This window comes from Pseudomonas sp. m6p, assembly GCF_055760375.1.
The window spans coordinates 809,756-831,012 of sequence record NZ_CM147084.1 but is presented as its reverse complement, the minus strand read 5'-3'; the positions used below and the strand labels follow the sequence as shown (position 1 = coordinate 831,012).

At 59.4% G+C, this 21,257-nt stretch carries 23 protein-coding genes; 13 read left to right on the top strand and 10 right to left on the bottom strand.

The window, feature by feature from the left end; all coding sequences use genetic code 11:
* Positions 1-72: 72 nt before the first annotated feature.
* A complete protein-coding gene (gene ptrR, locus ACYZUM_RS03990) occupies positions 73-966 on the bottom strand; it encodes a putrescine utilization regulator PtrR (RefSeq protein WP_108181991.1) in 894 nt (297 codons plus the stop codon).
* A 104-nt stretch (positions 967-1,070) separates the two neighbouring features.
* Here ptrR and ACYZUM_RS03985 point away from each other — a divergent pair, with 104 nt between their 5' ends.
* The gene (locus ACYZUM_RS03985; protein WP_108181990.1) at positions 1,071-2,252 is read left to right on the top strand and encodes an MFS transporter; all 1,182 of its coding nucleotides are present in this window, start codon (positions 1,071-1,073) and stop codon (positions 2,250-2,252) included.
* On the opposite strand, the gene ACYZUM_RS03980 is transcribed toward ACYZUM_RS03985, so the two are convergent.
* From ACYZUM_RS03980 to ACYZUM_RS03970, 3 genes are all read right to left on the bottom strand, one after another.
* Positions 2,197-3,129 (bottom strand): DMT family transporter, encoded by a 933-nt coding sequence (locus tag ACYZUM_RS03980; RefSeq protein WP_108181989.1) that lies wholly within the window; start codon positions 3,127-3,129, stop codon positions 2,197-2,199. The genes ACYZUM_RS03985 and ACYZUM_RS03980 overlap by 56 nt on opposite strands.
* 267 nt (positions 3,130-3,396) lie before the next feature.
* Positions 3,397-3,801: a DUF2177 family protein gene (locus ACYZUM_RS03975; protein ID WP_108181988.1), complete on the bottom strand. Its 405-nt coding sequence runs from the start codon at positions 3,799-3,801 to the stop codon at positions 3,397-3,399.
* A 102-nt stretch (positions 3,802-3,903) separates the two neighbouring features.
* Positions 3,904-4,740 carry a CvfB family protein gene (locus ACYZUM_RS03970; RefSeq protein WP_041070234.1) on the bottom strand — a complete coding sequence of 279 codons (837 nt, stop codon included), beginning with the start codon at positions 4,738-4,740 and terminating at the stop codon, positions 3,904-3,906.
* Positions 4,741-5,090: 350 nt separating this feature from the next.
* Between ACYZUM_RS03970 and ACYZUM_RS03965 the strand changes: the two genes are divergently transcribed.
* From ACYZUM_RS03965 to ACYZUM_RS03955, 3 genes are all read left to right on the top strand, one after another.
* The gene (locus ACYZUM_RS03965; protein WP_016985943.1) at positions 5,091-5,279 is read left to right on the top strand and encodes a hypothetical protein; all 189 of its coding nucleotides are present in this window, start codon (positions 5,091-5,093) and stop codon (positions 5,277-5,279) included.
* 206 nt (positions 5,280-5,485) lie between these two features.
* On the top strand, positions 5,486-6,205 hold the full coding sequence (locus ACYZUM_RS03960; RefSeq protein ID WP_041070236.1) for a TorF family putative porin: 720 nt from the start codon (positions 5,486-5,488) through the stop codon (positions 6,203-6,205).
* 71 nt (positions 6,206-6,276) lie between these two features.
* Positions 6,277-7,146: a DUF6279 family lipoprotein gene (locus ACYZUM_RS03955; RefSeq protein ID WP_108181987.1), complete on the top strand. Its 870-nt coding sequence runs from the start codon at positions 6,277-6,279 to the stop codon at positions 7,144-7,146.
* Positions 7,147-7,224: 78 nt separating this feature from the next.
* On the opposite strand, the gene ACYZUM_RS03950 is transcribed toward ACYZUM_RS03955, so the two are convergent.
* Complete coding sequence (locus tag ACYZUM_RS03950) at positions 7,225-7,617, bottom strand: hypothetical protein (protein ID WP_041070240.1); 393 nt, start codon at positions 7,615-7,617, stop codon at positions 7,225-7,227.
* A gap of 187 nt (positions 7,618-7,804) precedes the next feature.
* On the opposite strand from ACYZUM_RS03950, the gene ACYZUM_RS03945 reads away from it, so the two are divergent.
* The 3 genes from ACYZUM_RS03945 (at position 7,805) to ACYZUM_RS03935 (ending at position 9,541) form a co-directional block, all read left to right on the top strand.
* Positions 7,805-8,080 (top strand): hypothetical protein, encoded by a 276-nt coding sequence (locus ACYZUM_RS03945; RefSeq protein WP_108181986.1) that lies wholly within the window; start codon positions 7,805-7,807, stop codon positions 8,078-8,080.
* Between the two features lie 264 nt (positions 8,081-8,344).
* Positions 8,345-8,929 (top strand): C39 family peptidase, encoded by a 585-nt coding sequence (locus ACYZUM_RS03940; RefSeq protein ID WP_108181985.1) that lies wholly within the window; start codon positions 8,345-8,347, stop codon positions 8,927-8,929.
* Positions 8,930-8,941: 12 nt separating this feature from the next.
* Entirely contained in the window at positions 8,942-9,541 is a 600-nt protein-coding gene (locus tag ACYZUM_RS03935; protein ID WP_108181984.1) for a hypothetical protein, read from the top strand.
* Between the two features lie 63 nt (positions 9,542-9,604).
* Here the strand turns inward: ACYZUM_RS03935 and ACYZUM_RS03930 are convergent, their stop codons facing one another.
* Positions 9,605-10,945 carry a DEAD/DEAH box helicase gene (locus tag ACYZUM_RS03930; RefSeq protein WP_108181983.1) on the bottom strand — a complete coding sequence of 447 codons (1,341 nt, stop codon included), beginning with the start codon at positions 10,943-10,945 and terminating at the stop codon, positions 9,605-9,607.
* A gap of 191 nt (positions 10,946-11,136) precedes the next feature.
* On the opposite strand from ACYZUM_RS03930, the gene ACYZUM_RS03925 reads away from it, so the two are divergent.
* Positions 11,137-12,435, top strand: a complete 1,299-nt coding sequence (locus ACYZUM_RS03925; RefSeq protein WP_108181982.1) for a mechanosensitive ion channel family protein — start codon at positions 11,137-11,139, stop codon at positions 12,433-12,435.
* 90 nt (positions 12,436-12,525) lie between these two features.
* Here the strand turns inward: ACYZUM_RS03925 and ACYZUM_RS03920 are convergent, their stop codons facing one another.
* The 3 genes from ACYZUM_RS03920 to ACYZUM_RS03910 all read right to left on the bottom strand — a co-directional run bounded on the left by ACYZUM_RS03920 (position 12,526) and on the right by ACYZUM_RS03910 (position 14,851).
* Entirely contained in the window at positions 12,526-13,383 is an 858-nt protein-coding gene (locus ACYZUM_RS03920; RefSeq protein WP_086791966.1) for a carboxylate/amino acid/amine transporter, read from the bottom strand.
* Between the two features lie 325 nt (positions 13,384-13,708).
* Positions 13,709-14,308 carry an FMN-dependent NADH-azoreductase gene (locus ACYZUM_RS03915; RefSeq protein ID WP_041070251.1) on the bottom strand — a complete coding sequence of 200 codons (600 nt, stop codon included), beginning with the start codon at positions 14,306-14,308 and terminating at the stop codon, positions 13,709-13,711.
* A 228-nt stretch (positions 14,309-14,536) separates the two neighbouring features.
* Entirely contained in the window at positions 14,537-14,851 is a 315-nt protein-coding gene (locus tag ACYZUM_RS03910) for a 3-phosphoglycerate kinase (protein WP_108181980.1), read from the bottom strand.
* A gap of 49 nt (positions 14,852-14,900) precedes the next feature.
* On the opposite strand from ACYZUM_RS03910, the gene ACYZUM_RS03905 reads away from it, so the two are divergent.
* The 5 genes from ACYZUM_RS03905 (at position 14,901) to aqpZ (ending at position 20,035) form a co-directional block, all read left to right on the top strand.
* Positions 14,901-15,824: a LysR family transcriptional regulator gene (locus ACYZUM_RS03905; protein ID WP_041070257.1), complete on the top strand. Its 924-nt coding sequence runs from the start codon at positions 14,901-14,903 to the stop codon at positions 15,822-15,824.
* A gap of 14 nt (positions 15,825-15,838) precedes the next feature.
* A complete protein-coding gene (locus tag ACYZUM_RS03900; protein WP_108181979.1) occupies positions 15,839-16,642 on the top strand; it encodes an alpha/beta fold hydrolase in 804 nt (267 codons plus the stop codon).
* 3 nt (positions 16,643-16,645) lie between these two features.
* Positions 16,646-17,203 (top strand): peptidylprolyl isomerase, encoded by a 558-nt coding sequence (locus tag ACYZUM_RS03895; RefSeq protein ID WP_108181978.1) that lies wholly within the window; start codon positions 16,646-16,648, stop codon positions 17,201-17,203.
* Positions 17,204-17,291: 88 nt separating this feature from the next.
* The gene (locus tag ACYZUM_RS03890; RefSeq protein WP_047292369.1) at positions 17,292-19,124 is read left to right on the top strand and encodes an ABC transporter ATP-binding protein; all 1,833 of its coding nucleotides are present in this window, start codon (positions 17,292-17,294) and stop codon (positions 19,122-19,124) included.
* Positions 19,125-19,339: 215 nt separating this feature from the next.
* Positions 19,340-20,035: an aquaporin Z gene (aqpZ, locus tag ACYZUM_RS03885; RefSeq protein ID WP_041070268.1), complete on the top strand. Its 696-nt coding sequence runs from the start codon at positions 19,340-19,342 to the stop codon at positions 20,033-20,035.
* Positions 20,036-20,129: 94 nt separating this feature from the next.
* Here the strand turns inward: aqpZ and ACYZUM_RS03880 are convergent, their stop codons facing one another.
* Positions 20,130-21,254 carry a GNAT family N-acetyltransferase gene (locus ACYZUM_RS03880; protein WP_108181977.1) on the bottom strand — a complete coding sequence of 375 codons (1,125 nt, stop codon included), beginning with the start codon at positions 21,252-21,254 and terminating at the stop codon, positions 20,130-20,132.
* Between the last annotated feature and the right edge of the window lie 3 nt (positions 21,255-21,257).

The window sequence follows — 21,257 nt, the reverse complement described above, 5'->3', positions numbered from 1 at the left end:
AAGTCCTACGCAATGCTCGGCCAAATCCGCAATGATCTGTTACTGAATTGAACAGAATTACGATGGGTTGGTTCACGCCGTGTGCCGGGGTTCACTCGATGCCACGGGATAGAGCGCTTGCTGCTGCTCAATCCAGGCATTGAGGTTGGCCCCGACCATGCCCTTGCGCCACATGAGCCACGTTGTCGCACTGGCGAACGGCTCGACCAACGGGTGCACCGCGACGCTTTCACGCCCCGGCAGACTGGCGAGCATCGACTCCGACATCAGCGCCACACCGCTGCCGGCAATCACGCAGGCAAGCATGCCCTGATAGGACTCGATCTCCATCGCCCGGCCCATCGCCGCCTGATAGTGGACAAACCACGCTTCCAGCCGGGCGCGGTAGGCGCAGCCATGGCGGAAGGTAAACACCGCCCTGCCCTCGACGTCCTTGGCGCTGCGGATCGGCGGATGATCGGCCTCGCTGATCAGCACCAGACGCTCCTCACACAGCGGCACGCCGTCGATCCCGGCCAATTGCGGCGGACCGTCCACCAGCGCCGCATCAAGACGCCCGGAGACGAGGCCTTCGAGTAACTCGCCGCTGGGCCCGGATTGCACTTGCAGGTTCACCGCCGGGTATTGCTTGTGATAACGCGCCAGCAACGCCGGCAAATGGATCGCCGCGGTGCTGTACAGCGTGCCGAGGACAAAATCCCCGGCCGGTTGCCCGCCCATCACCGCCGCACTCGCCTGATCGCGCAGGGCAAACAGCTTGCCGGTGTAGTCCAGCAGGACTTTTCCCGCAGGGGACAACTGCAAACGCTGACGCTCACGGACGAAAAGTTCGACGCCCAATTGCTCTTCCAGCTGTTTGAGCCGGGTCGACAGGTTGGACGGCACCCGGTGCAGACGCTCGGCGGCGCGGGTGATCGAACCTTCCTCGGCCACTGCCTGAAAGATCCGCAATTGGCTGAACTCCACAAACCTTCTCCATAACAGAACAAGTTTCTCACTATTATTCAATTTTAAAGAAAGTCAATCGGTTCTAGCCTGACGGTCATTGCTCCTCTAAAGGAATCCTGACCATGTCGCCACTGATTCGCTTATCCGCCTGTTTCATCGCCCTGATGATGGCCATGGGCATCGGGCGTTTCGCCCTCACCCCGCAACTGCCGCACCTGCTCAGCGAAGGTCAGGTCGACCTGACGGCCGCCGGTCTGATTGCCGCGGCCAACTACCTCGGCTATCTGTTGGGCGCGGTGGATGCGATGTTCGCCCATCGTCCGCCGCAAGTGCAGCGGCGTTTGCATGGCGGTTTGTGGTTGTGCGTGGTGCTGACGCTGGCATCGTTCTGGGCCAACGGTTTCTGGGCGCATTTGCTGCTGCGCTTCGGCACCGGAGTGGCGAGTGCCTGGGTGCTGGTGATGATTACGGCGCTGAGTCAGCCCTTGGCAGCGGCGGCAGGCCGGCCACGGCTGGGTGCGCTGGTATTTGCCGGCCCCGGACTGGGAATTTTTCTGACCGGGTTGCTGGCACTGTTCTCACATCTGCTGAACCAGACCTCTGCCACGTTGTGGCTGATCTATGCCGGCGTGGCGATGCTGATGCTGCTGGGGATCGTGCGAATCCTGCCGCAACCGGGCACCCACACGCCGGTCGCCACCCTCAATGCCAGTCACTCGAATCGCGGCATCCCGCGACTGGCAGTGGTGTATGCGCTGTATGGCGTGGGTTACATCATCCCGGCCACATTCCTTTCGCAAATGGCCAACGCGCAGTTTCACGGGCAATGGCAGGCCGATCTGTTCTGGCCGTGCTTCGGCCTTGGCGCGGCCATCGGCGTGTTGCTGGTGAGCCTGCGACGCCACGACCCGAACACCACACGGCACTGGCTGACCGCCACCCTGTGGTTGCAAGCGCTCGGGGTCTTTGCCTGTCTGTTGGGCAGCGGTTATGGCCTGGCGCTGGGGGTGGTGTTGTGCGGCATGCCGTTCCTCGCTTGCATGCAACTGGTGATGCAACGCTCGCGGGAACTGGCGCCGCACAGCACCCAGCGCAACGCCGGGCTGCTGACGGCGTGCTTTGCCGTCGGCCAGCTCAGCGGCCCGCTGCTGGCGGCGCTGAGCAGCCATTTCAGCGGCGGCTTGCAACCGGCGCTGGTGATCGCCGGCAGCGGTCTGCTGATTGCCGGTGGGCTGGCCTTGCAGTCAGTCAGCGCTGGCCGAGGGCTTGGCGCAAACGCCGACGCACCCACTGCTCAGCGCTGACAAAAGTGATGCCCAGCAACACCAGTACCGCGCCGATGACGAAGTTCACGCTCAATTCTTCACCGAGCAGTAGCACGCCGAAGGTGACGCCGAACAGCGGCGTCATGAACGAAAACACCGCCAGATTGGCCGCCAGATAGCGGCGCAGCAGCCAGAACCAGGTCAGGTAACTGAAAAACGACACCACCAGACCCTGAAACAACACGCTGGCCACCGCCACGGGGGTCAGGCTGACGTGGCTGATCTGGCCGCTGAACAACGCGATCAACAACAGTCCAGCGAAGCCGACGATCAACTGATAGAACAGGGTCAGCGTCACTGGCGCCTCTGACAGACGCGAGGCGCGCACCACCACGGTGGTCGCGCCCCAGCAGGCGCCGGCAATGACACCGAACGCATCGCCCAGCAGCATGCGCCGGTCGAGGTTGTCCCACGACACGCCGCCGGCGAAGGCTATCGCGATGCCGACGAACGCTAGCAGAATCCCCAGCCACTGCAGCGGGCGCAGGCGCTCGCTGGCCAACAGGAAATGCACGCCCAGCGCGGTGAAAATCGGCGCGGTGTAGAGGAACACCGACATGTGCGCGGCGGTGGTCAGCTGCAGACCTTCGGCGATGAAGAAGAACTCCAGACCGAACAACGCACCGGCCAGCAGTCCGCCGCGCCAGGTGTTGCTCACCTGATCCCAACCGCCCTTCCAGCACAGCAGCAGGCCCACAAGCAGCGCAGAAATACCCGAGCGCCCGGCGGCTTGCATCACCGGCGCGATGTCCGGCGCGGCCCACTTGATCATCACTTGCTGCACGCCCCAGATCAGGCAGAGGCCGATCATCACCTGCAAGGCAAACCCGTCGGCATTGCGCCGCTCGACACTCACCGCAACACCTCGAAAACACACAACATGGCAGCCGTCCACTGGTCGAAAATCTGTGTCGGGGATTATCAATCAGTCGGGCAAAAAAAGCCGTCTGAAAAAGACTTTGTCTGAGTCAGTAACGTCAGCGGTGTATGCCTGTCGGCTGCGCCGCCATTCGCTGGCAAGCCAGCTCCCACAATGACCGGGTTGCTCACTGATTCTTGGTTCGCCACAAAACGCTGTGGGAGTCTGGCTTGCCAGCGATGACGTCAGTTCGATCAACGCAGATCAGGGAGCTGAACTCAATAGTCGTTTCGTCACCAATAAACCAACCGAGCAGGCAACAGCCGTGGCAAACGTCCCCCACGCCCAATCCATCAAACTCACCTGAACCGACCACCCACGCAACGTTGCCCAATTGGTCAGGTCATACGTGCCATACGCCACCAGCCCCAACAACGCGCCCATTCGTGCAGCCCGTTGCCAGTTCAGCGCCGGCAACACCACAAACTGCACGCAACCAACAACGTACAGGCAATAAAAAACCGCTGCCGGAACCAGCAGCGGTTTTTCGAGCATCAGCGAACCGAGCAGCTCGCGGTAGGTGGGCGCCATCAATACGCCGAGCCAGATACCGTCGAGCAACAGAAACGCCAGCAGTGTGGCGCCATAGGCAATCAACGCTTTCTTCATCTGCAAACCCTCATGTAGGAGCTGCCGCAGGCTGCGATCTTTTGCCTTTGAAGATCGAAAGATCGCAGCCTGCGGCAGCTCCTACATGGGGCCGACGGTCACTCAGGTTAGTTCAATGCGATCAGCATGAATGACGATCTTGCCTTCCTTGTACAGCGAACCGATGGCCTTCTTGAAGTTGCCCTTGCTGACACCGAACAGGCTGCTGATCAACGCCGGATCGCTCTTGTCGCTGACGGCCAGCGTGCCATTGTTTTCGCGCAACTTGGCGAGGATTTTCGAGCTGAGGCTGCTCGCCGCTTCCTGACCTACCGGTTGCAGGCTTAGGCTGATCTTGCCGTCGGCGCGCACTTCCTTGATGAAACCCTTCTCGCGCATGCCGGAGCGCATGAACTTGAAGATTTCATTCTTGTGGATCAAGCCCCAATGCTTGTTGTTGATGATCGCCTTGAAGCCCATGTCGGTGGCTTCAGCCACCAGCAGATCAACTTCCTGACCGGCGCTGTAGTTGGCCGGGGTCTTGTCGAGGTAGCGATCCAGACGTGCGGTCGCGGTGATGCGGCGCGTGTGTTTATCGAGGTACACGTGCACCACGCAGTACTCGCCAGCGGTCATCTGCCGCTTTTCTTCGGAGTACGGCAGCAACAGATCCTTCGGCAGGCCCCAATCGAGGAAGACACCAATGCTGTTGACTTCAACTACTTTCAGACTGGCAAATTCACCGACCTGAACTTTTGGTTTTTCAGTGGTAGCGAGAAGTTTGTCTTCGCTGTCCAGATAAATAAATACGTTGAGCCAGTCTTCATCTTCGCTGGGAATATCTTTAGGGATATAACGGTTGGGCAAAAGAATTTCGCCGTCAGCACCGCCGTCCAGATATAAACCGAAGTTAGTGTGTTTAACCACTTGCAAACTGTTGTAACGCCCGACTAAAGCCATTTTCCAAAACCCTCATTGCGTGGCGGCATTCTACCCGGTTTTGCCGGTCTCGTTCGCCGAGCGAGCAGCCTGGCGAAGAAAATCCGCGGGGCACCTTGATTTTCCTGGGTTTGGCGCAAGCGACTCGCCATTCGTCAGGCCAGTGCGGCACCTCACGCAGCGTTTCACGGCTTACCTTTTGCGTAATGAGCAATAAATGTTGTTATTTAAAACAGTGGCTTAGGCGGATATTTCGAATAATTAAGCGAGAATAATCGACCCGCACACTCAGTTATTCCCGGGGATATTTATCAAGCAATTGTCAAGTTATTCCTGTACGATGCCTGGCCGAGTTACTTTTCTACAGGTTAATGGCCGCCATGCGTGTAAAAGCATCCACCAGCAAAGCAAAGCCAGCTCCAGCCGTTGAAACCAGCGAATCGATCAATGATCAAATCGCAGCGTTCCTCAAGTCCGGCGGCGAAATCCAGCAAATTGCCAAAGGCGTCAGCGGCCAGACGTTCGGCCCGTCCAAGCAGATCAGCCTGGGCAAGAAGTAACACCCGGTAAAACACCCGTCCTGAGACGCTTTGAGCTTCGAAGCGTCTGGACAGGCACCCGCGCAACACCCTCACTTCTGTTTAATCAATCTTTTGAAAATCGACGAACGGCCATCATTGCCGAGCATTCGCCGGTATCCTTGCACGCGTCTGGATCAAGCGTTTCAGCAGGCTCAGCCCTGCCCTCGCTGTTCATGGAGTGACGCATGCTCAAATCAAATTCCTGTTTATTGCTTGTGGGCCTACTGGCCTGGTCATCGGTGCACGCGCAGATTTTCCAGCGCGAGCTAGGCGACTTCGACCTCAAACTCGGCACCACGCCCAGCCGCAGCATGGCCCAAGGTCTGGTCAAGCCGGCGGCCGTCGGCTCGTTCCACGGCGGCCTCGATCTGAGCCACGACAGCGGCCTGTATGTCGGCCAATACGCGCCGAGTATGGGCCTGACCCCGGGCAAGAACCTGGAAATCGACTCCTACGTCGGCTTCAAACAACCTTTCGATCAGACCCTCGGCTACGAAGTCGGGATGATCCACTACAGCTATCCCAAGGTCGAGACCCTCGACAGTCAGGAGCTGTTCGGCGGCCTGACCCTGCTCGGCAGCCGTTTCGGTATAGCCGTCAGCAATGACCCGGACAAACAGAACAACACGCTGTTCGCCGATCTGGGTGGCAATCAGCCGTTCGGCATCGGGATCAGCATGAAATACACCACCCATCAATTGAACACGCCGGTGTCAGTGGACGGTGGTTATGTCAGCAGTTTTACCGATTGGTCAGTGAAATTTTCCCGGCCGTTCATGGGCGTCGATCTCGACCTGATCTACAGCAATTCCAACCTCAGTGGCAGCGATTGCTCGGCGTATTCCGGGCACAACAGTCAGTGCGACGGGCTGGTGACGCTCAAGGCAGAGCGCGCATTCTATTGATCGGCTGAACTGCCGGGAGCTTCCTGCGTTCACATGAGAATCAGACGTCAGGCTCTCGCAAGGATTCGCCCATGTCTCGCTGGTTCAAACACCTCGCTACCCTGCTGATCTTCACCCTTGCCCTCGGCGCCTGCAGCCGTGTCGGCCTGGCCTACCGCAACCTCGACGTGATCATCCCGTGGACGCTCGGCGACTACCTGGACATGAACGGCGAGCAAAAAGACTGGTTCAACGAACGGCTCAAGGAGCACCTGAACTGGCACTGCACCACACAATTGCCAGGCTACCTCGATTGGCTGGACCGTTTGCAGAACATGGTTGAAACCAATCAGGTGACCGACGCTGCGCTGCAAGCGCGAACCGCAGAGGCCAAACAGGCCATCGCCGAAACCGCACGCCAGATCACACCGTCGGCCATCGAGTTACTGCAAGGGCTGGACGACAAACAAGTGGCGGAAATGAACGACGCGTTCGCCAAGGATCTGCGCAAACGTGAAAAGGAATACGTTAAACCGCCGCTGGCGCAACAGATTGCCGAACGCGGCGCACGCATGGACAAGCGCCTGACCGACTGGCTGGGTCCGTTGAGCGTGACTCAGGAACAACGGGTAATGGCTTGGTCGACCGCCCTGGGCGATCAGAATACCCAATGGATCGCCAACCGCGCACATTGGCAGCAGCAGTTCAGTAACGCCGTTGCCCAGCGTAAAAGTGCCGAATTCCCACAACGGATCGAGACACTTCTGGTCAATCGCGAGCGTTTATGGACAGCGGATTACCAAAAAGCCTACGCCAACACCGAAGCGCAGGCGCGTTCGCTGGCGGTGGATCTGATGGCCGAGAGTACGCCGCAGCAGCGTCAGCGGTTGTTGAAGAAGATCGAGGGTGTGCGTAAGGACTTCAATGATTTGAAGTGTCTGAAAGCAGTAAAGCAGGAATAGAAGATCAAAAGATCGCAGCCTTCGGCAGCTCCTACAGGGTTATGTGTAGGAGCTGCCGAAGGCTGCGATCTTTTGTTTTCAGGCAATTTGCGCTTTAGAAGCCACCTCATCAAACGTCGCCTCATCCAGCGCATCCACCTGCTCATCCAGCACTTGCCGCGGATGATCATTGCCGGGAATGCTGCTGTCGATCAGGCTCAACAAGCTGGAACCCCGCTGGGTCAGTATGAAATTGTTACCGGTGCTGCCCTCATGATCCGGACGCGGTTCGATGAACCCACGGTCCAGCAGTAACTTCTCGTACTCGCAGGCCACCGTTTTCAGGTGATCCAGATTCTCGATCGGCTCGCCCGCACTGGCTTTCTCTGCTGCGTAGTCCTCGGCATATTTTCGCGGCGCGAAACTTTCGCCTGCACTGTTCTGCACTTCATGCAGCAAGCGTTCAATCAAATCCCAGTTATAAGTCGTCATCCTGATTCAACCTCCGGTGCGCGTGATTTGGGGCACTGTCATAGGTTGTGACCCGAGCGTGCCGCAGCCGTTCAGCTGCATTTTCCGCAGCGAGCGACCGACATGCTGTTTGCGACAACTCTGAACTTTTCGTCGCATCCAGGCCTCCACCCAATAACCCGCCTTAACCGGAACGGAGGCCTGCCCCATGAAAACCCTGCTCAAACTCACCCTCGCCGCCACCCTCGCCTGCGCCCTGCCGGTCTGGGCCTGTACCCCAGAAGAAGCCACCGCCAAACGTGAACAACTGGCCAAGGAAGTGGCCAAGCTCACCGAACAGAATCCGGCCAAGGCCAAGGAAATCAATGCCGAGTTGCAGAAGATTGACCTGGGCACGGCCAGTGCAGATTTGCCGGACAAGTGCCAGTTGATTGATCAGCGCTTGAAGGAACTGGACTCGGCTGAGAAAAAAACCGACAGCTAAAAGCACAAGATCAAAAGATCGCAGCCTTCGGCAGCTCCTACACCAGACCCTGTAGAAGCTGCCGAAGGCTGCGATCTTTTGATCTTAAAAATGCATTTGTGCATTTGTTTTCTTGCATAAACGCATATCCAGACTAAGGTTACCTCGAGCAAGGAGATCGGCACCGTTCATCGCAGATGAAAACCGTTACCCACCGATCGCTCGGCAATACCGCAACACCACCACAAGCTGGACGCTTGTTTTCATTCATGGAGGACTGAAAAAATGTTAACCACTCAAGCCACATCATTCACCGGCGAGAGCCTGCCAAGGTGCCTTGTCGGCCATCTGCTCGACCCGCAACTGGTCGAGGTTCAAGCCACTGCACAAACCGCCGTACTGGCCGCTGCCAGTCTCAACTTCAGCATGCAGAAACAGACTCAGACCAACTGGTGCTGGGCCGCTGTTTCCGCTTCGGTCGGCAATTATTACGGCACTGGAAACTGGACCCAGTGCGGCGTCGCCAGCACCCAACTGGACCGCAACTGCTGCAGCCAGCCGGGGCCGTGCAACGTCTACGGCTATCTGGATTCGGCCCTGCAGACCACCCGCAGCTATAACGGGATGAATCAGGGTTCGCTGCAGATGTCGGCCATTCAGAACCAGATCAACATGGGCCGCCCGGTCGGCCTGCGCTGTGCCTGGTACGGTGGCGGTGCGCACTTCCTGGCGATCTACGGCACCAACGGCAACTACGTGCTGGTCGCCGACTCGATCTACGGTTACTCGACCCGCGCGCTGAACTCATTCCCGGGTTCGTACAACGGCGGCGGCAACTGGACTCACACTTACTTCACCGCAAAAAACTAGGAGGGCGACATCATGCAACTGACTTATCCAAAGGCGCCTTCCAACGGTGTTCAGACTTTGCGTCCCGCGCTGCAAGCCGCACTGCAAACACAGGGTTTCGGCATTAATCGCCAGTTCGCCGCCGCGACACCGGCCAAAGTCAGCCTCAGCGAAGCCTATCGCGGCTACTCGCTGACACTCGACGATCTGAGCCAGGGCAAGGGTTTGAAAGACGCACGCGTCGGTGACTGGCATTACCTGGTGTTTGCCGACGGCGTCAGCATTGCCGATGCGCAACTGGCCGAGGTGCGTGGCCATGTCGAGTTCGCTTCGCTGAACCACGGCACCCGGGCCGCCGACACCGTGGGCGCGTTGAAACTGGCGGAACAGGCGCCGCAATTGCAAGGCAAAAGCGTTGAACTGCGCGTGCTGTTTGTCTCGGCGCTGCACGTCGTGGCGATCTGGCTGCATGCGGACGGTGAGGATGTGCTGATCCCGATTGAGCCGACGCCAAAAGAGCTGGGCGACTCACGGCTGTACAGCGAAGCCGCGCTGCTCGCGCTGCTCAAACCGGCGGCAGATCGCGCCAGGCAGCGCTTTGACGCGGACACCAGCGGACAGTTGGGGAACTGACAGACCCAGCGCATAAAAAAACCCGGACACTGTCCGGGTTTTTTATTGGCCATTTGTGGCGACTTATTCAGCCGCTGGCTCAGCCGGCTTGCGACGCTTGAGCGGGGCCATGCCGTCGCTGCTCACCAGCGAATCAGGCTTCGGCCGATTGGCGCTCTTGCGCTTGGTCGGGGTCTTGGCGGCGGTTTTCTTCTTGTCGCCCTTGGCGTCGGTCTTTTTCTTCTTCACGCCGACAGCTTTGCCCGAGGCCTTGACCTTTTTCGGCCCGCCGTAGGTGCCTTTGACTTCCTTGATGGTGCGGCGCTCGAAGCTCTGCTTCAGGTAGCGCTCGATGCTCGACATCAGGTTCCAGTCGCCATGGCAGATCAGCGAGATCGCCAGACCGTCGTTGCCGGCGCGACCGGTACGACCGATGCGGTGCACGTATTCGTCGCCGCTGCGTGGCATGTCGAAGTTGATCACCAGATCCAGGCCATCCACGTCCAGACCACGGGCCGCGACGTCGGTGGCAACCAGAATCTTCACGCCGCCCTGCTTCAGACGGTCGATCGCCAGTTTGCGATCCTTCTGGTCTTTCTCGCCGTGCAGCACGAACGCTTTGTATTCCTGAGCCACGAGGCGGCCGTAGATGCGGTCGGCCATGGCCCGGGTGTTGGTGAAGACGATGGCCTTCTGGTAGGTCTCGTTGGCCAGCAGCCAGTTTACAATCTGCTCTTTGTGCTGGTTGTGGTCGGCGGTGATGATCTGCTGACGAGTCGTCGAGTTCAGCTGGCTGACCGCGTTGAGCTGCAGGTGCTCAGGGTTGTTCAGCACCTTGGCGATCATCTCGCGCAGGCCGGAACCGCCGGTGGTGGCGGAGAACAGCATGGTCTGCTGACGGTTCGGGCATTCGTCGACCAGACGCTGCACGTCCTCGGCGAAACCCATGTCGAGCATGCGGTCGGCTTCGTCGAGCACCAGCACTTCGACTTCTTTGAGGTCGAGGTTGCCGGCGTTGAGTTGCTCGATCATCCGGCCCGGGGTACCGATCAGGATGTCCGGCACCTTGCGCAGCATCGCCGCTTGCACCTTGAAGTCTTCACCGCCGGTGATCAGGCCGGACTTGATGAAGGTGAACTGCGAGAAGCGTTCAACTTCTTTCAGGGTCTGCTGGGCCAGTTCGCGGGTCGGCAGCAGGATCAGGGTCTTGATGCTGACGCGAATCTTCGCCGGGCCGATCAGGTGGTTGAGGATCGGCAGGACAAAAGCGGCGGTCTTGCCGCTACCGGTTTGCGCCGTCACCCGCAGGTCACGCCCCTGGAGCGCCAGCGGAATGGCCGCTGCTTGCACAGGCGTTGGCTCGACAAATTTCAGCTCGGCCACGGCTTTGAGCAGGCGTTCGTGCAGGGCGAATTGGGAAAACACGGGTGCTACCTCGAAGATATGCAAAAAAACAGCTGCATAGGTTACCGGTTTCGAGCGCTCAGGCCGAGTTTCTTTATACAAACGGGCGTAATCAGTGGCTTTTTTGTTGCTCGATTTGTCTCCAACGGTAATACACAGCGTCTTAAATGCTCTAATCGCCCATCGCGTCTTACAGAAGAATCGTTGCTCACATGGATTTCAAACAGCTCTGGCTCAACGCCCAAGACCTCTGGGGTGCCCTCGAAAAGCACCCGTTCCTGCAATCCGGCCTGGCGCTGATGCTGCTATTGGTGATCGCGCTGCTCCTCGGACGAGTGGCGCGCTATCTGATCCTGCACGCCAGCCGCATGCTCGGGCGCCAGCCGGCGCTGCACTGGATCAACGACTTTCGCCACAACAAGGTGTTTCAGCGTCTGGCGCAGATGACGCCATCGCTGGTAATCCAGTTCGGTCTGCACCTGGTGCCGGAACTGAGCAAAACCGCGATGACCTTCCTCGGCAACGTGGCGCTGTCCTTCACCATCCTGTTCCTGCTGCTGTCGGTCAGCGCCCTGCTCAATGCGTTGCTGGACATCTATGCGCGCACCGAACACGCGCGCACACGCTCGATCAAGGGCTATGTGCAACTGGCGAAAATGGTCTTGTACGTGTTTGGCGCGATCATCATCGTCGCCACCCTGATCGACCGTTCGCCGTTGTTGCTGCTGTCCGGTCTGGGTGCGATGTCGGCGGTGATTCTGTTGGTCTACAAGGACACCCTGCTGTCGTTCGTCGCCAGCGTACAGCTGACCAGCAACGACATGCTGCGGGTCGGCGACTGGATCGAAATGCCGCAAGTCGGCGCCGATGGCGACGTGGTCGACATTACCTTGCACACGGTCAAGGTGCAGAATTTCGACAAGACCATCGTCTCGATCCCGACCTGGCGCCTGATGTCCGAATCGTTCCGCAACTGGCGCGGCATGCAGCAGTCCGGTGGACGACGGATCAAGCGCAGCCTGTTCATCGACGCCAGCGGCGTGCGCTTCATCCGCGACGATGAAGAAGAAAAGCTCTCCCAGGTGCACCTGCTGACCGCCTACATGGGCCGCAAGAAAGCCGAACTCAAAGCGTGGAACGAGGCGCAGGGTAATGTAGCGGCAATGGCGGCCAACCGTCGGCGCATGACCAACATCGGCACCTTCCGCGCTTATGCACTGGCCTACCTGAAAAGCCATCCCGAGATCCAGCCGAACATGACCTGCATGGTGCGCCAGATGCAGACCACGGCGCAGGGCATTCCGCTGGAAATCTACTGCTTCACGACTACCACGGTGTGGGCCGATTACGAGCGGATTCAGGGGGATATTTTCGATTATCTGCTGGCGGTGCTACCGGAGTTTGGCTTGAGCCTGTATCAGCAGCCGAGTGGCGGGGATTTGCGTTCGGGGTTATTGCCGGCGGTGCTGGGTTCGGCGCACATTCCGGAACCGCAAAAACACCTCATGTAACACCATCCCCAATGTAGGAGCTGCCGCAGGCTGCGATCCTTTGATCTTTAAAATCAAAAGATCGCAGCCTGCGGCAGCTCCTACATTCAGTTATGCGGTGCGGCGGATACCGAGGCGGCTGATCCATACTGCGGCGAGGATGACGCTGCCGCCGAGCAACAATCGCCCCAGCTCTTCGTGCTGATTCCAGATCAGCAGGTTCAGCAGCAAGCCCACCGGCACATGCAAATTGTTCATCACCGCCAGCGTGCCACCGTTGACCATGCACGCGCCCTTGTTCCACCAGTACATGCCCAGCGCGGTGGAGACCAGGCCGAGAAACAGCAACACACCCCACTGCAGCGGTGCTTCGGGCAGGAAGTTGGCTTTGCCGAACAGCAGAAACGCCGGCAACACCACCGCCAGTGCGCCGAGGTAGAAGAAGCCGAAACGCCGGTAATGCGGCAGGTCGCTCGGGTGTTTCGCCACCAGATGCTTGTACAGCACCTGGCCGGCGGCGTAGGTGAAGTTGGCCAGTTGCAGCAACAGGAAACCCATGAAGAAATCCGGGTTGATCCGATCAAAACGAATCACTGCCGCACCGCCCACCGCTACCAATGCAGCGACCAGCGCCCATGGATTGAAGCGTCGGTTCAACGCATCTTCGATCAACGTCACATGCAACGGTGTGAGGATGGTGAACAGCAGCACCTCCGGCACCGTCAGCACGCGGAAGCTCAGGTACAGGCAAACGTAGGTGATGCCGAACTGCAACGCGCCGATCAGCAGCATGCCGCGCATGAACGAAGGTTCCACCGAACGCCAGCGGGTCAACGGAATGAACACCAGCCCGGCCAGCACCACACGCACCAGTACCGCGAAGTAGCTGTCGACGTGCCCGGCGAGGTATTCGCCGATCAGACTGAAGGAAAACGCCTGGATCAGCGTGACAAAAAGTAGATAGCCCATGGTCGCCTCTGTTTCGAATGGCGGCGACGATAGCCGGTTTTACATTCCGCAACCAACACAAAATCCCCTGTAGGAGCTGCCGCAGGCTGCGATCTTTTGATTGTAAAAAACAACATCAAAAGATCGCAGCCTGCGGCAGCTCCTACAGGGAGAGCAGTGAATCAGAGAAATCCCAGGCAAAAAAAAGCCCGATCTCGCTAAAGCGTTCAATCGGGCTACAGCACTCAGGAGCAACAAGTGCAAAGGGAGGTTCGATGCGCGTAGAGCCTTGAAGGGGTTGCGCCAGGTCACTTAAACAAGCGGCGATTATCTGGCGATTAACCCATCAAGCGACCTGGGACAGTTTGGCGTTGGCCTGATTCAAGCCCTTCTCCTGGAAGTCGCCGCCCAGGTTCATGCCTTCGGCGTGAATGAAGGTCACGTCGTGGATGCCGATGAAACCCATGACCTGGCGCAGGTACGGTTCCTGATGGTCGGCCGGGCCGCCGGCGTAGATCCCGCCGCGAGCGGTGAGCACGTAGGCACGTTTGCCGCTGAGCAGGCCTTGCGGGCCGGTTTCGGTGTACTTGAAGGTCACACCGGCACGCAGCACGTGGTCGAGCCAGGCTTTCAGAGTGCTCGGGATCGCGAAGTTGTACATCGGCGCTGCCATCACCAATACGTCGGCGGCCAGCAACTCTTCGGTCAATTCGTTGGAGCGATCCAGCGACGATTGTTCGTCGGCGTTGCGCTGTTCGGCAGACTTCATCCAGCCACCCAGCAGGTTGGCGTCCAGGTGGGGTACAGGGTTCACGGCGAGGTCACGCACGGTGATCTGATCGTTGGGGTGCGCCGCTTTCCACTGACCGATGAAGGTCTGGGTCAGTTGACGGGAAACCGAGTCTTGCTGGCGGGCGCTGCTTTCGATGATCAGAACGCGGGACATGGTGTGTAGTCTCCATCCGAGAATGTTGTAGGTCGATGGAGTGAAGGTTAAACAGGGTTGTATCGATGAAAAAGCGCAAATAATTGCTGCAAAGCATCGAATAATTCGTTTAGATGCAGTTTGTACCCTGTGGGAGCGAGCCTGCTCGCGAAGGCGGCGGGTCAGCCAGAGAAGGTGTCGACTGACACTACGCCTTCGCGAGCAGGCTCGCTCCCACAGGGATCGCCGTTATTTCGGGCTGCAACTCAGTTCAATGCGCAGCCTGATGATCTCGCGAGAGAACTTGGCCGTGGCGTTCGTATGCTTGCGGGCCGGGACTTCGATATTGCGCGTACGTGGCGCTTCCGGGCCATTGTTGAAAACGGCTTTGCAGACGGCATCGACATCACCGAAGTTGACCACTTTTATGGAGCCGATGTCCTTGTCGGTGTCATAGGTTTCGTAGTCGATCTTCAAGCCATTGAGATTTTTCTGCACATCGATCGGGTAAGCAAACGCTGTCAGCGGCAGCAGCGCCAGCAACACACAACAGAATTTTTTCATTCGCCAGTCTCCATGAGGGATGGCCAGCTTAGGACAAGAGGAGCTATTGATGAAAGCGCCCCGCGTGACCCTTGATCAATGGCGAACATTGCAGGCCGTGGTCGATCACGGCGGCTTCGCCCAAGCCGCCGAGGCACTGCACCGTTCGCAATCGTCGGTGAGTTACACCGTCGCCCGCATGCAGGACCAGCTCGGCGTGCCCTTGCTGCGCATTGACGGGCGTAAGGCGGTACTCACCGAAGCCGGTGGCGTACTGTTGCGCCGCTCGCGGCAACTGGTGAAACAGGCCAGCCAACTGGAAGACCTCGCCCACCACATGGAGCAAGGTTGGGAGGCCGAGGTGCGGCTGGTGGTCGATGCGGCCTACCCGAGCGCACGTATCGTCCGGGCGCTGACCGCGTTCATGCCGCAAAGTCGTGGCTGCCGCGTGCGGCTGCGCGAGGAGGTGTTGTCGGGGGTCGAAGAAGTGCTGCTGGAAGGCGTGGCCGATCTGGCGATCACCGGTCTGAGCATTCCCGGCTACCTCGGTGCGGAATTGAGCGATGTCGAGTTTGTTGCCGTCGCCCACCCGGACCACGCCTTGCATCGGCTCAATCGCGAACTGAGCTTCCAGGATCTGGAAACCCAGATGCAGGTGGTGATTCGCGACTCCGGGCGCCAGCAGCCACGCGACGTCGGCTGGCTGGGTGCCGAACAGCGCTGGACGGTCGGCAGCCTTGCCACTGCCGCTACGTTCGTCAGCAGCGGCCTGGGTTTCGCCTGGTTGCCCCGACACATGATCGAACGTGAATTGAAGGAAGGCACGCTCAAGCTGCTACCGTTGGTTCAGGGCGGCAGCCGCAACCCGAGTTTCTATCTCTACTCGAACAAGGACAAACCGCTGGGCCCGGCGACACAAATCCTCATCGAACTGCTGCGTACCTTCGACACCTTGCCGCTGGACGCACCGTTCGCTGCCCCCGAACAAGCCTGACACGGAGTTCACCGATGGCGTATTTCGAGCACGAAGGTTGCAGCCTGCACTACGAGGAATATGGCCACGGTACGCCGTTGCTGCTGGTTCACGGGCTCGGCTCAAGCACCCTGGACTGGGAAATGCAGATTCCGGCACTGTCGGCGCATTACCGGGTGATCGTCCCGGACATACGCGGTCACGGTCGCTCGGACAAACCCCGCGAGCGCTACAGCATCGCCGGTTTCAGCGCTGACCTGCTGGCGTTGCTCGACCACTTGCACCTCGGTCCGGTGCATTACGTCGGCCTGTCGATGGGCGGGATGATCGGCTTTCAGTTTGGCGTCGATCAGCCGCAAAGACTCAAAAGCCTGACCATCGTCAACAGCGCCCCCGAAGTCAAACTCCGCAGCCGCGACGATTACTGGCAGTGGTTCAAACGCTGGAGCCTGATGCGTGTGCTAAGCCTGGCAACCATCGGCAAGGCGCTGGGCGGCAAACTTTTTCCGAAACCGGAACAGGCTGATTTGCGGCAGAAAATGTCCGAACGCTGGGCAAAAAACGACAAACGTGCTTATCTCGCCAGCTTCGATGCGATTGTTGGCTGGGGCGTTCAGGAACGACTTTCCCGGGTGACCTGTCCAACCCTCATCGTCACTGCCGACCGTGACTACACACCGGTGGCGCTGAAAGAAACCTATGTAAAACTGCTGCCCGATGCGCGGCTGGTGGTCATCGCCGATTCGCGCCACGCCACCCCGCTTGATCAACCCGACCGCTTCAATCAAACGCTGCTGGAGTTTCTCGCCGCAGCCGACATTCAATCTCAGGATCACTGACCCATGCTGAAAAAAATCGCCCTCGCCGCCGGCACCGTGCTGTTCGCTGCCAACCTGATGGCTGCCACCCCGGCCAAAGCGCCGCACGTGCTGCTGGACACCACCAACGGCCAGATCGAAATCGAACTGGACCCGGTCAAGGCGCCGATCAGTACCAAAAACTTTCTGGATTACGTCAACAGCGGCTTTTACACCAACACCATTTTCCACCGCGTGATCCCGGGCTTCATGGCTCAGGGCGGCGGTTTCACGCCACAGATGCAGCAGAAAGAAACCAAGGCGCCGATCAAGAACGAACACAAAAACGGTCTGGCCAACGTTCGCGGCACCTTGTCCATGGCGCGCACCTCCGTACCCGATTCGGCGACCAGCCAGTTCTTCATCAACGTCAAGGACAACGACTTCCTCGACCAGGGTGATGGCTACGCCGTATTCGGCAAAGTGGTCAAAGGCATGGACGTGGTCGACATCATCGTCAACTCGCCAACCACCACCAAACAGGGCATGCAAAACGTGCCTTCCGACCCTGTGATCATCAAGTCGGCCAAAGTCATCGACTAAGCTGTACAGGGCGTATCGAGCGGCGCTGGCCTGAAACCACGCCGCTCACACCGATAAAAGGAGAGCCCGGCATCCGGGCGGTTATCTGATGCTCTATCGCCGTTTCGAACAACTGATCGACATATTCCGCGACGCTCCGACGGCGGCTCCGCCCAATCGCGTGCTGCCCTTCTATACCTATTACCTGAAACAAGTCTGGCCGAGCTTTGCCGCTCTGTTGGTGGTCGGCCTGTTTGCTGCGTTGATCGAAGTGGCGCTGTTCAGTTACCTGAGCCGTATCATCGACCTGGCCCAGGGCACGCCCAACCCGAATTTCTTCAGCGACCACGCCCTCGAACTGACGTGGATGGTGGTGGTTGCGCTGGTACTGCGGCCGATCTTTTTCGGCCTGCACGACCTGCTGGTGCACCAGACCCTGAGCCCGGGGATGACCAGCATGATCCGCTGGCAGAATCACAGCTATGTGCTCAAACAGAGCCTGAATTTCTTCCAGAATGACTTCGCCGGGCGCATCGCCCAACGCATCATGCAGACCGGCAACTCACTGCGTGACTCCGCCGTGCAAGCGGTCGACGCGTTGTGGCATGTGGTGATCTACGCGATCAGTTCGCTGGTGCTGTTCGCCGAAGCCGACTGGCGCCTGATGATCCCGTTGCTGACGTGGATCGCCGCCTACATCGGCGCCCTGTATTACTTCGTGCCACGGGTCAAGGATCGCTCGGTGGAGGCCTCCGATGCGCGCTCGAAACTGATGGGGCGGATCGTCGACGGCTACACCAACATCGCCACGCTGAAGCTGTTTGCCCACACCAACTTTGAACAGCATTACGCCAGGGAAGCCATTGAGGAACAGACGGTCAAGGCGCAGATGGCCGGCCGCGTGGTGACCAGCATGGACGTGGCAATCACCGCCATGAACGGCCTGCTGATCGTCGGCACCACCGCGCTGGCGCTGTGGCTGTGGACGCAGTCGTTGATCACGGTCGGCGCTATCGCGCTGGCTACGGGTCTGGTGATTCGCATCGTCAACATGTCCGGCTGGATCATGTGGGTGGTCACCGGCATCTTCGAAAATATCGGCATGGTCCAGGACGGTCTGCAGACCATTTCGCAACCGGTCAGCGTCACTGATCGCGAACAGGCCAAACCGCTGGCGGTGGCCCGTGGCGAAGTGCGTTTCGAGCATGTGGATTTTCACTACGGCAAGAAGAAGGGCATCATCGGCGACCTCAACCTGACCATCAAACCGGGCGAGAAAATCGGCTTGATCGGGCCGTCCGGCGCCGGCAAATCGACGTTGGTCAACCTGCTGCTGCGCCTGTACGACGTCGAGGGTGGACGGATCCTGATCGATGGGCAGAACATCGCCGAAGTCGGCCAGGAAAGCCTGCGCGCACGGATCGGCATGATCACGCAGGACACCTCCCTGCTGCACCGTTCGATCCGCGACAACTTGCTGTACGGCAAGCCTGACGCCACCGACGCCGAACTCTGGGATGCGGTGCACAAGGCTCGCGCCGACGAGTTCATTCCGTTGCTGTCGGACGCCGAGGGCCGCACCGGTTTCGATGCGCACGTCGGCGAGCGCGGGGTGAAGCTGTCCGGCGGCCAGCGCCAGCGCATCGCGATTGCCCGGGTGCTGCTCAAGGACGCGCCGATCCTGATCATGGACGAAGCAACCTCGGCACTGGATTCGGAAGTCGAAGCAGCAATCCAGGAAAGCCTGGAAACCCTGATGCAAGGCAAAACCGTGATCGCCATCGCTCACCGCCTCTCGACCATCGCCCGCATGGATCGGCTGGTGGTGCTGGAAAACGGCAAGATCGCCGAGAGCGGCACCCACGCCGAATTGCTCGCGCATCGCGGCTTGTATGCGCGGTTGTGGGCGCACCAGACCGGAGGATTTGTCGGGATCGATTGATCAGCGGGAGCAAGCTCCCTCGCCACACAATGTTTGTCCGCCAAAAAACCGCCCCAGCCCGCCAACCACGGGCTCTGGCGGTTTTTTCATGTCTGCTGGCAATCCATCCAAAGCCTGCTGTACTCAGCCAAGGCTCCAGCAGGGAGCCTGTCGTAAATCTGCAAGGAAGCACAACTCGATACAGTCTCGATAGCACGCCTATCAAGGACTCTCTCATGTCTCTGTTCAAACGTTCAGTCACTGAGTTGTTGGGTACGTTCTGGCTGGTTCTGGGTGGATGCGGCAGTGCAGTGCTCGCTGCGTCTTCGCCCTTGGGCATTGGAGTGCTGGGGGTGGCCCTGGCATTTGGTCTGACGGTGCTGACCATGGCGTTCGCCATTGGCCACATCAGCGGATGTCATCTCAACCCGGCCGTCTCGGTCGGTCTGTTCGTTGGCGGCCGGTTTCCGGCCAAAGAGTTGCCCGCCTATATCATCGCGCAGGTGCTCGGCGCGATTCTCGCCGCGGCGCTGATTGCGCACATTGCCAGCGGCAAGGAGGGTTTCGATATTGCCGCAGGTCTGGCCTCCAACGGGTATGGCGAGCACTCACCGGGCAAATACTCGATGGCCGCAGGCTTTGTCACCGAACTGGTGATGACCGCCATGTTCGTGATCATCATCCTCGGCGCTACCGACAAACGCGCTCCGGCGGGCCTTGCACCGATCGCCATCGGCCTGGGTCTGACGTTGATTCACCTGATCTCGATCCCGGTCACCAACACCTCGGTCAACCCGGCGCGCAGCACTGGGCCGGCGCTGATGGTCGGCGGCTGGGCGATCGCGCAGTTGTGGATGTTCTGGGTCGCGCCGCTGCTGGGCGCGGTGGTGGGCGGCGGAATCTATCGCTGGCTGGGTAAAGAGGAATCCTGAAACCACCACCTCCCCTGTAGGAGCTGCCGGAGGTTGCGATCTTTTGACTTTTAAAGAGCAAAAGATCGCAGCCTCCGGCAGCTCCTACAGGGATCTAGGCTTGGCGGTAGGGCAAGGCTGATCTGGCTTCCTCGGCGTACGCAAGGACACCAGCGCGCTCTTGCTGCAGAAAATCCTTCACCGCCGCTTTCAACCCGGGATGGCGCAGGTAGTGCCACGAATGCGTGATCACCGGTTCAAAGCCGCGAATCAGTTTATGTTCACCCTGGGCACCCGCATCAAAGCGCTGATAGCCGTGGGCGATCGCGTAATCCATGCCCTGATAGAAACACGTCTCGAAATGCAGCCGGTCAAACTCGGCCAGACAGCCCCAATAGCGTCCGTAGAAGCTGTCGCCCCCGACCAGACTGAAGGCCATCGCCACCGGCCGTGAACCCTGTCTGGCGAAGACCACCCGAATCGCCTCCGGCATCCGCGCAGCCAGCAGACTGAAGAACTCGCGCGTCAGGTACGGCGCCTGTCGGCGCACGGCATAGGTGTTGGCATAGCAGGCGTAGACAAAATCCCATTGTGCCTCGTCCAGCTCGTGCCCCTGCAGCCATTCGAACTCGAAGCCCTGCCCCGCCACTTGCTCGCGCTCCTTGCGCATCTGCTTGCGCTTGCGCGAGCTGAGCACGTCGAGAAAATCCTGAAAGTCCCGGTAACCGCGATTCTGCCAGTGGTACTGACAGCCGATGCGTTGCAGCCAGCCCGGTTGCTCGGCCATGGCGGCGTCGGTGAACGGGTCGGTGAAATTGATGTGTGCGCTGGAAAGTTCTTCGATTTCCAGATAACCCGGCAGGCTCTTGAGCAGTTCGAATCCGTCCTCGACATTCGCCGCCAGCAAGCGCGGGCCACTGACCGGACTGAACGGCACCGCTGTCAGCAGCTTTGGGTAGTAATCGATCCCGGCGCGGGCGCAGGCATCGGCCCAACCGTGATCAAAGACGTACTCGCCGTAGGAATGCCATTTGCGATAACTGGGCAGCGCGGCGATCAACCGATCGCCTTCAACATGCAGCAGATGCTCGGGTTGCCAGCCGGTGTGCGGGCCGACGCTGCCACTGTCTTCCAGTGCGCCGAGGAACGCATGGCGCAGAAACGGCTGGTTCTCGGGCACCAGCGCATCCCAGGTCGCGGGGGCGATTTCTGACAGGTTTTGCACACGTTGCAACGGCATCAA